At 65.7% G+C, this 11,798-nt stretch carries 13 protein-coding genes and 1 pseudogene; 5 read left to right on the top strand and 9 right to left on the bottom strand.

All coding sequences use genetic code 11. The features are described from left to right. Positions 1-16: 16 nt before the first annotated feature. Complete coding sequence (locus I8J34_RS15305) at positions 17-916, bottom strand: LysR family transcriptional regulator (protein WP_214362496.1); 900 nt, start codon at positions 914-916, stop codon at positions 17-19. Positions 917-1,047: 131 nt separating this feature from the next. Between I8J34_RS15305 and I8J34_RS15300 the strand changes: the two genes are divergently transcribed. Together I8J34_RS15300 and I8J34_RS15295 are read left to right on the top strand one after the other, a co-directional pair. Further along, positions 1,048-1,596 carry a carboxymuconolactone decarboxylase family protein gene (locus I8J34_RS15300; RefSeq protein WP_214362495.1) on the top strand — a complete coding sequence of 183 codons (549 nt, stop codon included), beginning with the start codon at positions 1,048-1,050 and terminating at the stop codon, positions 1,594-1,596. Positions 1,597-1,653: 57 nt separating this feature from the next. Then, positions 1,654-2,949, top strand: a complete 1,296-nt coding sequence (locus I8J34_RS15295; protein WP_214362494.1) for a pyridoxamine 5'-phosphate oxidase family protein — start codon at positions 1,654-1,656, stop codon at positions 2,947-2,949. Positions 2,950-3,086: 137 nt separating this feature from the next. Here I8J34_RS15295 and nrtS read toward each other — a convergent pair whose 3' ends face one another. The 4 genes from nrtS to I8J34_RS15275 form a co-directional block, all read right to left on the bottom strand. After that, positions 3,087-3,311: a nitrate/nitrite transporter NrtS gene (nrtS, locus tag I8J34_RS15290; protein ID WP_214362493.1), complete on the bottom strand. Its 225-nt coding sequence runs from the start codon at positions 3,309-3,311 to the stop codon at positions 3,087-3,089. 91 nt (positions 3,312-3,402) lie between these two features. Then, positions 3,403-3,864 (bottom strand): nuclear transport factor 2 family protein, encoded by a 462-nt coding sequence (locus tag I8J34_RS15285; protein ID WP_214362492.1) that lies wholly within the window; start codon positions 3,862-3,864, stop codon positions 3,403-3,405. A gap of 51 nt (positions 3,865-3,915) precedes the next feature. Next, positions 3,916-4,182, bottom strand: coding sequence for a glutaredoxin 3 (gene grxC / locus I8J34_RS15280; RefSeq protein ID WP_214362491.1), 267 nt, complete (start codon positions 4,180-4,182; stop codon positions 3,916-3,918). Positions 4,183-4,278: 96 nt separating this feature from the next. Further along, positions 4,279-5,121, bottom strand: coding sequence for a cysteine hydrolase family protein (locus I8J34_RS15275; RefSeq protein ID WP_214362490.1), 843 nt, complete (start codon positions 5,119-5,121; stop codon positions 4,279-4,281). 106 nt (positions 5,122-5,227) lie between these two features. On the opposite strand from I8J34_RS15275, the gene I8J34_RS15270 reads away from it, so the two are divergent. Beyond that, complete coding sequence (locus tag I8J34_RS15270) at positions 5,228-6,055, top strand: AraC family transcriptional regulator (RefSeq protein WP_214362489.1); 828 nt, start codon at positions 5,228-5,230, stop codon at positions 6,053-6,055. Positions 6,056-6,119: 64 nt separating this feature from the next. On the opposite strand, the gene I8J34_RS15265 is transcribed toward I8J34_RS15270, so the two are convergent. Then, on the bottom strand, positions 6,120-6,887 hold the full coding sequence (locus I8J34_RS15265) for an SDR family NAD(P)-dependent oxidoreductase (RefSeq protein ID WP_214362488.1): 768 nt from the start codon (positions 6,885-6,887) through the stop codon (positions 6,120-6,122). 152 nt (positions 6,888-7,039) lie between these two features. On the opposite strand from I8J34_RS15265, the gene I8J34_RS15260 reads away from it, so the two are divergent. Further along, a complete protein-coding gene (locus I8J34_RS15260) occupies positions 7,040-7,342 on the top strand; it encodes a winged helix-turn-helix transcriptional regulator (RefSeq protein WP_214362487.1) in 303 nt (100 codons plus the stop codon). Positions 7,343-7,827: 485 nt separating this feature from the next. Continuing rightward, entirely contained in the window at positions 7,828-8,538 is a 711-nt protein-coding gene (locus I8J34_RS15255; protein WP_214362486.1) for a hypothetical protein, read from the top strand. On the opposite strand, the gene I8J34_RS15250 is transcribed toward I8J34_RS15255, so the two are convergent. From I8J34_RS15250 to I8J34_RS15240, 3 genes and pseudogenes are all read right to left on the bottom strand, one after another. Continuing rightward, a complete protein-coding gene (locus I8J34_RS15250) occupies positions 8,523-10,166 on the bottom strand; it encodes an electron transfer flavoprotein-ubiquinone oxidoreductase (protein ID WP_214362485.1) in 1,644 nt (547 codons plus the stop codon). The genes I8J34_RS15255 and I8J34_RS15250 overlap by 16 nt on opposite strands. Before the next feature lie 22 nt (positions 10,167-10,188). Beyond that, on the bottom strand, positions 10,189-11,622 hold the full coding sequence (locus I8J34_RS15245) for a DHA2 family efflux MFS transporter permease subunit (RefSeq protein ID WP_214362484.1): 1,434 nt from the start codon (positions 11,620-11,622) through the stop codon (positions 10,189-10,191). Positions 11,623-11,649: 27 nt separating this feature from the next. Next, positions 11,650-11,798 (bottom strand): annotated as a pseudogene (locus I8J34_RS15240) (electron transfer flavoprotein subunit alpha/FixB family protein); the annotation flags it as partial.

Below are 11,798 nucleotides of genomic sequence, written 5' to 3'. Positions count from 1 at the left end.
GCCGATCGATTCGACGTCAGTTCAGCGCCTTATTCGCACGCAGCCGATCCACCGCCAGGTCAACGAAACTGCGCACCTTCGCTGGCCCGTTGCGTCCCTCGCGGTGAATGACGTGAACCGGCAAGCCATCCCCCTCGTAATCGGTGAGGACCGTTTTCAACTCACCCGACGCCAGCTGCGGCGCTGCCTGATAGGACAGCACGCGCGTCAAACCATAGCCTTGGCATGCGGCCGCCAGCGCACCGTCGTTGGTGTTCACCGTGATGCACGGCTGCACGCGCACTCTCACCGTTTCACCGGCGCGGTGGAATGACCAGTCGTTCGTCGGAGACAAGCCGCTGGCCGCGACAAGCCGGTGGCCGGCAAGATCGTTGGGCGTTTGCGGGATGCCGTAGCGCTCAAGATAGGCGGGCGCGCCGACCACAACCCGGCGAACCCGTCCGACGCGGATGGCACGCAGCGACGAATCGGGGAGCTGCCCGATGCGGATACCCACATCCATGCCTTCGTCGAGAAAACTCACCACGCGGTCGACAAACAGCGCCGACACGCTCGTCTGCTCGAAAGCGGCCTGATACTCGGCAATGACGGGCATGACGTACAAGCGCCCGAACAGCACCGGCGCCGTCACCGACAACTGCCCGCGCGGCGCGGCGTTGATGCCGGCGGCGGCGGCTTCGGCCTCGGCCATCTCGGCGATGATGCGCCGGGCATCCTCCAGATAACGGGCACCGGCATCGGTTACCCGAACGACTCGCGTGGTGCGGGTGAACAAGCGCACCCCCAGGCGCTCCTCGAGGGCAGACACGGCACGCGTCACCGCGGGCGGCGACATCTTCAGACGGCGGGCGCCGCCGGCAAAGCTCTCGGCTTCGGCAACGGCGACGAAGACCGTCATCGCATGGAAGGCATCCACTTATTATTCCTCAATACGGAATAATTGATTCTATTCGATGAGTATTCTTGTTTTCAATGTGCTTTGGCACAGTGGTGGCCGTCGGAAACACAACGACAAACCTCTCTAAAACCCAACCACGGAGTACTCCCATGGCCCGCATCAACATCGTCACCCACGAAACCGCCAATGCCGATCAGAAAGCGCTGTTCGACGCGATCCAGTCGCAGCTTGGCATGGTCCCGAACTTCCTCAAGGTGTTCGCCAATTCGACCGAGGCGCTCAAGGCCTTTCTCGGTCTGCACGGCATCGCCAACGGCGGTCATCTGGATCTGCAGACCCGCGAACGGATCGCACTCACGCTGGCGCAACAGAACGCCTGCCAGTACTGCCTGTCGGCACACACGGCCATCGGCCGCAAGGCCGGTCTCAACGGCGCGGAAATCGAAGCCAATCGTGCCGGCACCAGTCAGGACGCGAAGGCCGCAGCCGCAGTGAAGTTCGCACGGGCACTGGCCACGCACAGTGGCGACGTCACCAACGCCGAACTGGCTGAGGTGCGCGCTGCGGGCTACGCCGATGCCGAGATCGTCGAGATGATCACCCATGTGGGCATGAACATTCTCACCAACATCCTCGGCAAGGCCAGTCAGGTCGATATCGACTTCCCGAAGGTCGAGCTCAAGGCTGCCGCAGCCTGATCGTCCGGTCACCGGAGAAGGGGCCCCCCCTTCTCCCATTCGCCAAAGGAGACTCTCATGACCGATGCCTTCGCCCGGATTGCCTTCACTCCCAATGTGCAGGCGGTGCAGACGCGGATGGGCAGCCGCGAGGCCTACGCCCGTCACATGGAGGCGCCCCCCACAGCCCCCCGGCTCGGCCCGTACGAGATTGCGTTCATCGCATCTCGGGACAGTTGCTATATGGGCACGGTCAGCGAAACCGGTTGGCCCTATGTCCAGCATCGCGGTGGTCCGGCCGGCTTTCTCAAAGTGCTGGATGACCGAACGATCGGCTACGCCGACTTTAGTGGAAACCGGCAATACGTCTCCGTGGGCAACCTTGTGGGCGATGACCGGGTGAGCCTGTTCCTCATGGACTACCCCCAGCAGGCCCGACTGAAGATCTTCGGCCGGGCGCGGGTGATCGACGAGGATAGCGAACCGGAGTTGCTGACCCGGCTCGACAATCCCCACTACCGTGCTCGCGTCGAGCGCGGCATCGTCATCCGGATTGAAGGTTTCGACTGGAACTGCCCCAAGTACATCACCCCCCGCTACACCGAAGCGCAGATGGCCGAGCGGATGGCGCAGACCATCGCGGCCCGGGCGGCGGAGGTGGTGGAGATATCGCCGCCACCCGAGACCCCCATCGGCGAAGGCACGCTCACACTCACGGTCAGCGGGATGCGACAGATGACGCCGCGCATTCGTGCCTATGAACTGCGCGCCGACGCCCCGGGCACACTGCCACCTGCCGAGCCCGGCGCCCACCTCGAGGTGCCGGTGCGCCTTGCGGATGGCGCCATCGTCACGCGCCAGTATTCCCTGGTGGCGGACCCTGAGCATCCGGATCGGTACGAGATTGCGGTGTTGCACGAGGATGACGGTCGCGGCGGCTCGAGCGCGATCCACGACGCCTGGGGACTCGGGACGACATTGCGTGTCGCCCCACCCATCAATCATTTTCCCTTGCACACCGACAACCGCCCCGCCGTGCTGATCGCCGGCGGCATCGGCATCACCCCGATCCTGTCCATGGCGCACGCCTTGAAGCACCGTGGCGTGCCGTTCGAACTGCACTACAGCGGCCGGACAGCCGCCGACATGGCCTACCATGATCAAATCGTGCGCGAACTGGCGGCGGAAGCCTTCATTTATTTGACTCGAGTTCCCGGTCACCGCCGCCTTGATGTGGACGCTGTGCTGCTGCACGCCGCGAGCGATGCCGTGTTCTATGTCTGCGGTCCGGGCCGTCTCATCGACACGGTAACCGCGGCGGCCAGGCGGCAGAGCATCACGCCCGAGCGTATCCAGCACGAGTCCTTCGATTGATTCGCGGACCGGAGAACTCCGATGAGCCGACGCCACGGCATGTTTCTGCCGATGCCCGAACGGCCCAATGAGAGAGCTCCCCCGCCAGACCGACCGCACTGTGCCTGCACCGTCAGGCGCGACGACCGTCCATCCCGCTACGCATCCCCGCGCGGCGGGTGGCTGGCCGCGCTGTAGCTCGACACGCAGAAGGGCACGAGGAAATTGAGCACAAGCTGGAACCAGGACGGCGACAATCCATCGATCAAGACGGCCTCGCCCTGGTTGACCAGATTGAGCGTGCAGCCCACGACGAAGGACACTTTCAGCGCCCCCGCGACGATCTCCCTGCGGCACATCCGTCTCATCACCGTTTTAGACATGGCACACCTCCCGGGACGGCCGGCCCGCGAGGCGCCAACCCGACGCATGGTGTCGGATCGTGCGCCGGGGTCGGGTTTGCTCGGGCGCGACTCACAATCCCAATTCGGTCAACGACGGGCTATCGCTCGGCCGGGTACCAAGCGGCCAATGGAATTTGCGCTCTTCCGGCGCGATCTTCAGGTCATTGATGCTGGCGATGCGCTCCCGCATCAGTCCGTTTTCGTCGAAGGCCCAGTTTTCGTTGCCGTAGCTGCGATACCACTGTCCATCAGCATCGTGCCATTCGTAGGCAAAGCGCACGGCGATGCGGTCGCCTTGCCACGCCCAGACCTCCTTGACCAGGCGGTAATCGAGTTCGCGCTGCCATTTCCGGGTCAGGAAGAGCACGATCTCATCGCGCCCATGGATGAATTCGGCGCGATTTCGCCAGCGACTGTCGGGGGTATAAGCCAGGGAAACGCGCGCGGGGTCGCGGCTGTTCCAAGCGTCTTCAGCGAGACGGGCTTTCTGGGCCGCACTTTCGGCGGTAAATGGGGGCAAGGGGGGGCGCATACAGGGGCTCCTCGTGATATCGATCGAAAGAATGGGAAACGGGTTTGCCGTTCAGGGTGCCGGCGGCGCAGCCAGCAGCATGTCGAGCTCGCTGCCGGGGATGCGCGAGAGGTCGTCATAGCCTCCGATGTGGCGCGGCCCGATGAAAATCTGCGGCACCGTGCGTCGACCGGTGCGGGCCATCATCTCGGCCAGCGGTTGCGGGTCTCGATCGACCATGATCTTGTTGATGGTGTGGCATCCGCGGCTGCGCAACAGGAGCTCAGCACGAACGCAGTACGGGCAGTGATCGCTGCCATACAGGGTGACTTCAGCCATGGTTTTTTCTCCTTGAGACAAACCGGGGGGAACTTGTCGAACATCGGGATGCCGATGCCAGCGCGCGCCGGCATCGGCATCCCGTCGGCCAAGGTGTCAGGCCGGGCGGCGGAAGCGCTCGACGGCTTCCGAGGTGGTCCACACCGCGTTCGCGATGAAGCGGAAGTTGGTCAGCGCGGCCAGGTAGCCGTCGCCCTCGGGCAGGATGGCCGCCGCGGTGGCGTCCTTCACCACCGCGACTTCGAAGCCCAGCTCGAGCAATTCGCGCATGTGCGACTCGACACACAGGTTGGCCGACATGCCAGCCAGCACCACCTGCTCGATGCGCTGCTTGCGCAACTGCAACGCAAGGTCATTCTGTTCTGGCCCATAGACCTTGTGCGGAGAGGCAATGAGTGTCTTTCCGTCGAAGATGTACTGCTTGTACTCGGGCATGAAGTCCGCGCCCGAACCGTCGAAGCCGTTCATCGAATAAGCACTGCCACGGTCGAACATGTGGATGTTGTGCATCAGTTTTTCGAGCGCGCCCTCGAACTTCCAGCCCTTGTCGGTCGGGTAGTAGTAGTGGGGCGAAACGGCCACCGTCATCCCGGCCGCCTTGGCAGCCGCGAACAGACGGCCGATGTTGTTGACGACATCGTGCTCCTGCACGCTGGCCCCGACCGCCCCCCATGCAACCCCTTTCGGACGGAGGAAATCCACCTGCGGGTCGATGACCACGAGCGCGGTGCGCGACAGATCCAGCGTCATGTTGGAGGGCGGCAACATCGGCTTGTCGGGCTCGGCGTACTTGTCGCCCCCGGCCTTGGCGGCATGGGCCGGGCCGGGCACCGCCGTGGCGGCCAGTGCGGCGGCGGCCACTGCGGCACTGCCGGTCATGAATTGACGTCGCCCCAGATGCGAGGTGTCGTCGGTCGAAACGGGTCTGTCTTTGGACATGCTGATCTCCAGGTACTTGATTTGAACGAGAGCGCCCTTGCGCTGGAGACATATTCCGATACTACTAGCAAACAAATGTCTCGATATAGGTGCAAAAAGTATCGACATGGACGCTCTTAGCCCAATCTTCGAACGCATTTCCCTGAGCACCCGGATCTTCTTCTCGGGCCAGCTGTGCCTGTTGACGGACTTCGACGCATCAGGGGGCATGGGCCATCTGCATCTGCTCAAGACCGGACGCGTATCCGTCCACACGGGCACCGACAAGGTCTGCATGGTCGACCGTCCCTCGGCCATCCTCATCCCCCGCCCGCAAAGACACCGGCTGGAACCCCTCGACGACGGGGGCATCGACCTGGTATGCGCCCTGCTGGATCTCGGGGCCGGCGTACGCAGCCCCATCGCGATGGCACTGCCCGACTGTCTCGTCCTGCCGATCGAAGCCGCACAGCCAGTCGCTCCCGTGCTGGATCTGCTCTTCAGGGAGGCTTTCGGAAGCCGATACGGTCGCCAGCCAGCCCTTGACCGATTGGCTGAATATTTCATGATTCTGGTGTTGCGGCAGGTGATCGATTCCGGTGCAACCCCCAAGGGGCTGTTTGCCGGGCTCGCAGATCCGCGACTGGCCCGTGCAATCACCGCCATGCACGAGAAGCCGGCCCATCCTTGGTCGCTTGAGCAGTTGGCCGACCTGGCCGGCATGTCGCGCGCGCGCTTCGTGGTCAATTTTCGCGACACGCTCGGCGAGACGCCCCATGCCTACCTCACGGACTGGCGGCTGTCGATCGCCCAGAACAGAATGCGTGCTGGTCGCCCCCTCAAACAGGTGGCGGCCGAGGTCGGCTATCCGAACGTGGCGGCCCTGGCCCGGGTATTCACCCGGCGTTTCGGCAAGTCACCAACCGCCTGGCTGAACGAGCGTGCGCCGTCTTGAGTCCTCGGCCGGTCAACGCTTTCGGCGCAGGACGGGCCGCAACCCGCCCTGCTTTGCCCGAATGCTAGTTGCGGCCCGCGATGACACCGCCGTCCACGTCCCAGACAGCGCCGGTCACCCAACTCGCCTGGTCGCTGAGCAGGAATTCGATCGACTGCGCTACATCGTCCGCGGTGCCAATCCGACCGATGGGATGGAAGTCATCGAAGCTCGCCAGCGCTTCGTCGAGCACGTCCGGGCGGATGAACGCCTCGTAGATCGGCGTCTTCACCACTGCCGGCGAGACGGCGTTGACCCGAATGTTGTGCTCCGCCAGTTCCATGGCCATGTGCTGGGTCAGTGCATGCAGACCCGCCTTGGCCATCGAATAGGCGGACGAAGGCGTTGCCTTGATCGCCTGCTTGGCCCACATCGAACCGATATGGACGATCGAGCCGCCGCCGTGTGCCACCATGTGCCTAGCCACGGCCTGAGAGACGAAGAACGCGGCGCGGTTCAGATCCAGATAGGCATCGTAGTCGGCCTGCGTGTGATCGAGGAATCCGGTCGGCTTGAAGCAGCCGGCGGCATTGACGAAGTACTGGATATGACGGGCCTCGCCCTCGACGGCTTCGACGATGCGCCGGACATCGTCCGGCACGTAGAGATCCGCCTGGAGGATGTCCGCAGCCCCCCGAGACGACAGCAGCGCTTTCGCCGCCTCCAGTTTTGCCGCGGATTTGCCTACAACGACGATATTAATGTTGCGTTCGGCGAGCCGCTTGGCGATGGCCAGGCCCATGCCGCTCGAGCCACCAAGGACCAGTGCGACGGGATTGACGATCTTTTCCATGGAAATACCTCCTTGAGTCTTGACAGATTGGGAAACCACTGTAAGAAGCTTCGCCGGAGGTTGAAAAGCGAGCACTTTGCGGTGTTCTACTTACAAATTGGTGCATCTTCATGAATTTCCATCAGAAAAATTTTTCACGAAAATCGCCGCCGATGCGAAGCGCACGCATGGTCGAAACCATCTACGGTTGCAAGTGGTCATTGACGGTGTATCAGCTCCTGGTCAACGGCATCAATCGCCCCGGTGAAATGGTGCGAAGCGTCGAGGGACTGACCACCAAGGTACTCAACGAATGCCTGCGCAAGAACCTGGAATTCGGCATCCTCGAGCGCACTGCCTACCCGGAAATCCCGCCCCGCGTCGAATACGCCGTCACGCCCTTCGGCGCACGCTTCATTCACATCCTCGACGAACTCGAAAAGCTTCAGGACGAGTGTAGTGACGCGGAGAAATGAATTCCCGGCCGGTGGCGATACATCTCGCCAGCTCGCCCACCGAGCAGCGCTTCGGCCTCGTCTTCACCGGTCGCGAGGCGCAGCTGCGCCAGAGCTTTGCCGCCGCCCCGCTGCGAGTCGACATCGCCCCGGATACGACGTCTTCCGCCGGCGCGACGCCGCCGAGCGCCCCACGTCGCTGGGCAGTGGCTGGTCCTCCCCACTGCTGCACCGGCCGAGGCCCGCGCCGCCTGGCAGGCGCTGGCCGCAGGCTGGGCGCGGCGCTACGACAACATCGAGGTGGTGATGGATGACGCCCTCGACGCCTTGCCCAGCAAGGACGCCGCTGCGCCGCGTGCTCGGCGAGCGCGACCCCGGCCCGCCGCCCGCCTCCGGCAGCCCCCTGCTCGACATCACCAGGATGCGGCTGAAGTTCGACTGACCGCGCGCCGGGCGTTGACTAGACTGGCATCAACACGACACCACCTCGAGGAGCGTCGATCCGCATGGGCATGGGGCCGGAATGGCTGCTGGGGGGCCTGCTGGGCATGGTGCTCACGCTGGTGATCGTCGGTGCACTTGCCGGCGTGCGCCGGGCGCGGTCCCAGGCGCCCGCGGCTGTCACCGTCCCTGCCGATTTCCTCACCCACCGGATCGCCGATGGCAGCTGCGAGTGGGTGCCTCGCCACCTCGCAGACAGCCGCCGGATGCACGATGCCTACGGGTTCTATCCCCACCCGGTGAGCGGCACCCCCTGCCAGCGCATCGGCCCACAGGGCGTGATGGAAGTGCTGATGATCCGCCCCGGCACCACCGCCGCCCACCTGCCCGGGCCGAGCGGCGAGACGGTCTTCCAGGAACTGATGGCCCACGCCCGCACCGGCAGCGCCTTGCGCTTCACCATGCTCACCGTCTACCTGACCGCCACCGCCGCGCTGCTCACCGGCTTCGGCAGCAGCGAAGCCGAGGCCCGGCGGCTGATCGCCGCAGGCGGCCTGGCCTTGACCGCCGTCTTCCTCACGCTGGAGGTGGTGCTGTCCTTCAACCTGGCCGCACTCAACGAAACCGCCCGCCGCCTCGCCCGCCCCCGCCACGGCGACATCATGACCCACCGCCGCGCCCTGCCGCTGTGGACCGTGCGCATCGTGCTGGTGATGCTCTTCGTCGCCATCGCCGGCTTCTGGGCGCAGGCGCTCATCCACTACATGCCGGCGTAGATCGGCCCCTCGCCGCCCTGCGGCACCACCCAGTCGATGTTCTGGGTCGGGTCCTTGATGTCGCAGGTCTTGCAGTGCACGCAGTTCTGCGCGTTGATCTGCAGGCGCGGGTTCTGGCCTGTTTCGTCGCGCACGATCTCGTACACCCCGGCCGGGCAATAGCGTTGCTCGGGCGCGTCGTATTTCGCGAGGTTGACGGCGATCGGCACCGCGGCGTCCTTGAGCCGCAGGTGGCAGGGCTGGTCCTCTTCGTGATGGGTGTTCGACAGGAACACCGAGGACAGCCGGTCGAAGCTGAGCACGCCGTCGGGTTTGGGATAGTCGATCGGCGGGCACTCGGCGGCCGGCTTGAGCGTGTCGTGGTCGGCGCGGTTGTGCAGCGTCCACGGCGCCTTGCCGCGCAGCAGTTGCTGGTCGATGCCGAACAGCACCGAGCCCAGCCACAACCCGCGCTTCATGTAGGGCTTGAAGTTGCGCGTGCGGTGCAGTTCCTCGTGCAGCCAGCTGGCGCGGAAGGCCGCCGGGAATTCGTTCAATTCATCGCCGCCGCGCCCGGCGGCCAGCGCGTCGAAGGCGGCCTCGGCGGCCAGCATGCCGCTCTTGATCGCCGCATGGCTGCCCTTGATGCGCGCCGCGTTGAGAAAGCCGGCGTCGTCGCCGATCAGCGCACCGCCGGGGAACACCAGCTTCGGCTGGCTCTGCAGCCCGCCCGCGGCGATCGCCCGCGCGCCATAGGCCAGGCGCTTGCCGCCTTCGAGGTACTGGCGGATTTCGGGATGCGTCTTGTAGCGCTGGAATTCCTCGAAGGGCGACAGATGCGGATTGCTGTAGTTGAGGCCGACCACATAGCCGACCGCAACCAGAGTGTCCGCCAGGTGATAGACGAAGCCGCCGCCGTAGGTGTCCGCGGGCAGCGGCCAGCCGGCGGTGTGTACCACCAGGCCGGGCCGGTAACACTCGGCGGGCACTTCCCACAATTCCTTGAGGCCGATGCCGTAGGTCTGCGGATCGACGCCCTGGCGCAGGTCAAAGCGCGCCTCCAGCTGCTTGCCCAGATGGCCGCGACAACCTTCGGCGAAGAGCGTGTATTTCGCCAGCAGCGCCATGCCCGGCTGATGGTTCGGGCCGGGCTCGCCGTCGCGCGTCAGGCCCATGTCGCCGGTGGCCACGCCCGCCACCGCACCGGATGCGTCATACAGGATCTCGGCGCCGGCAAAGCCCGGGTAGACCTCGACGCCCAGCGCCTCGGCCTGCTCGCCGAGCCATTTGACGACATGGCCCAGGCGCACGATGTAGTTGCCGTGGTTGAGGAAGCAGGTCGGCAGCAAGGCGTTGGGGATCCTGCGCCCGCCGGTGGGGTTGAGGAAGAGCACCCGGTCTTCGGAGACCGGGGTGTCGAGCGGTGCGCCCTGCGCCTTCCAGTCGGGGATCAGCTCGTCGAGCGCGCGCGGGTCCATCACCGCGCCGGAGAGAATGTGTGCGCCGACCTCGGCCGCCTTCTCGATCACGCACACCGACAGCTCGCGCCCGGCCTCGCCGGCGCGCTGCTTGAGACGGATCGCCGCCGCCAGCCCGGCCGGGCCGGCGCCGACGATCAGCACGTCGAATTCCATCGATTCACGTTCCATTCGTAGTGTCCTCAGAGTGAAATCATGCGCGGCGGATGTGCCAGCCCGGCCACAGCGCGGACAGGAACACCAGCCCCACCGCGATGAAGCTGTCGTCGAAGGCCTCGGTGGACGCTGCGAGCGCCGCGGCCGCGGTATCCACCGCCGCCGCCAGATCGTGTTGATGCACGCCGAGGCGCCACTGCAGCAGCAGCGACAGCGCGCTGGTACCGAAGGCGCCGCCGAGCTGGCGCACGAAATTGAGTGCGCCGGCGCCCTGCGCGATCTGCCACGGCGGCAGCCCCTGCACCGCCCCGGCGTTGAGCGCCGGGATCATCAGCGCCAGTCCCAGCCGGCCCAGCGCGATCCACAGCGCCAGCGTCCAGAACCCGGTCTGCGCCGACGAATGCGCAAACAGCAGGAAGGACAGCGCAAAGCAGGCCAGCCCGGCGCAGACGATGAAATGCGGCGAATGCCGGTCGGTCAGCCGCCCGGCGGGCGGAATGCACAGCGCCAGCAGCAGGCCGCCGGGCAACAGCAGCAGGCCGGCCTTGAGCACCGAAAAACCCGAGATGGTCTGCACGAAGATCGGCACCAGGAAGGTCGAACCGTACAGCCCCATGCCGTAGGCGAAGCCGACCACCGAGGCGGCAGCGAACACCGGGTTGCGGAACACCCGCGGGTCGAACATCGGGCTGCGGTGGCGCACCTCCCAGGCGACGAAGGCCGCGCCGCACACCAGCGTGCCCACCACCGCCATCGCCAGCCCGCCCACCGACAACCCGGCGCGCTGCGCATGGGCGAGCCCGCCGAGCACGAACAGCAAAAAGGCACACAGCAGCAAAAAGCCCAGGGTGTCGAAGGCCGGCCGCGGCGCGCGCTCCTGCTCGAAACAGGTCAGCGTCTTCGGCGCCAGCGCCAGGCCGGCCAGGCACAGCGGCAGCGTGACGAAGAACACCGCGCGCCAGCCGAAGGCCTCGCCGAGCAACCCGCCCAGCGCCGGGCCGATCGCCGGCGACAGCACCACGCCGAGGCCGTAGGCCGCCATGGCGCTGCCGCGCTCCTCGGCCGGATAGACCTCGAACAGCGCGATCATCGCCAGCGGCTGGATCACCCCGGCGATGGCGCCCTGCACGATGCGCGACAGGATCAGCGCATCGATCGAAGTGCTCAGCCCGCCCACCACCGACACGATCACGAACACCGCCAGCGCCACGCCGTAGGTGCGCCGCAGCCCGTAGGCGCGCACCCACCAGGCGGTGCTCAACATGGTCGCCGCCATGGCCGACAGAAAGCCGGTGGCCAGCCACTGCACGCGCCCCTGGTCGACCGCGAAGTCGCGCATGATGTCGGGCAGCACGACGTTGATGATGGTGGTGGCGAGGATCACCGAGGTGGTCCCCAGCATGATCGTCAGCACCACCGCCCGCCGCGCCGCGGCGCTGTGGACCCGCACGGCGGGGAACTGTGCCGACACCCCCGGCTTTCCCGCGCGACGGCCGACTCAGCCCAGCGCTTCGGTCAGCGCCGGCACGGCCTCGAACAGGTCGGCCACCAGGCCGTAGTCGGCCACCTGGAAGATCGGTGCCTCTTCGTCCTTGTTGATGGCGACGATCACCTTCGACTCCTTCATGCCTGCCAGGTGCTGGATGG

Source organism: Denitromonas iodatirespirans, assembly GCF_018524365.1.
GTDB lineage: Bacteria > Pseudomonadota > Gammaproteobacteria > Burkholderiales > Rhodocyclaceae > Nitrogeniibacter > Nitrogeniibacter iodatirespirans.
The sequence above is the reverse complement of the archived record's forward strand: the minus strand, read 5'-3'. Positions and strand labels throughout refer to the sequence as shown.

What these genes read in the sequence shown, in the direction of transcription:
- I8J34_RS15300 (WP_214362495.1), top strand. Translation starts at nt 1,048, where the DNA reads ATGGCCCGCATCAACATCGTCACCCACGAAACCGCCAATGCCGATCAG.
- I8J34_RS15275 (WP_214362490.1), bottom strand. Translation starts at nt 5,121, where the DNA reads ATGTCCAAAGACAGACCCGTTTCGACCGACGACACCTCGCATCTGGGG.
- I8J34_RS15255 (WP_214362486.1), top strand. Translation starts at nt 7,828, where the DNA reads ATGGGCATGGGGCCGGAATGGCTGCTGGGGGGCCTGCTGGGCATGGTG.
- I8J34_RS15265 (WP_214362488.1), bottom strand. Translation starts at nt 6,887, where the DNA reads ATGGAAAAGATCGTCAATCCCGTCGCACTGGTCCTTGGTGGCTCGAGC.
- nrtS (WP_214362493.1), bottom strand. Translation starts at nt 3,311, where the DNA reads ATGTCTAAAACGGTGATGAGACGGATGTGCCGCAGGGAGATCGTCGCG.
- grxC (WP_214362491.1), bottom strand. Translation starts at nt 4,182, where the DNA reads ATGGCTGAAGTCACCCTGTATGGCAGCGATCACTGCCCGTACTGCGTT.
- I8J34_RS15250 (WP_214362485.1), bottom strand. Translation starts at nt 10,166, where the DNA reads ATGGAACGTGAATCGATGGAATTCGACGTGCTGATCGTCGGCGCCGGC.
- I8J34_RS15270 (WP_214362489.1), top strand. Translation starts at nt 5,228, where the DNA reads ATGGACGCTCTTAGCCCAATCTTCGAACGCATTTCCCTGAGCACCCGG.
- I8J34_RS15285 (WP_214362492.1), bottom strand. Translation starts at nt 3,864, where the DNA reads ATGCGCCCCCCCTTGCCCCCATTTACCGCCGAAAGTGCGGCCCAGAAA.
- I8J34_RS15260 (WP_214362487.1), top strand. Translation starts at nt 7,040, where the DNA reads ATGCGAAGCGCACGCATGGTCGAAACCATCTACGGTTGCAAGTGGTCA.
- I8J34_RS15295 (WP_214362494.1), top strand. Translation starts at nt 1,654, where the DNA reads ATGACCGATGCCTTCGCCCGGATTGCCTTCACTCCCAATGTGCAGGCG.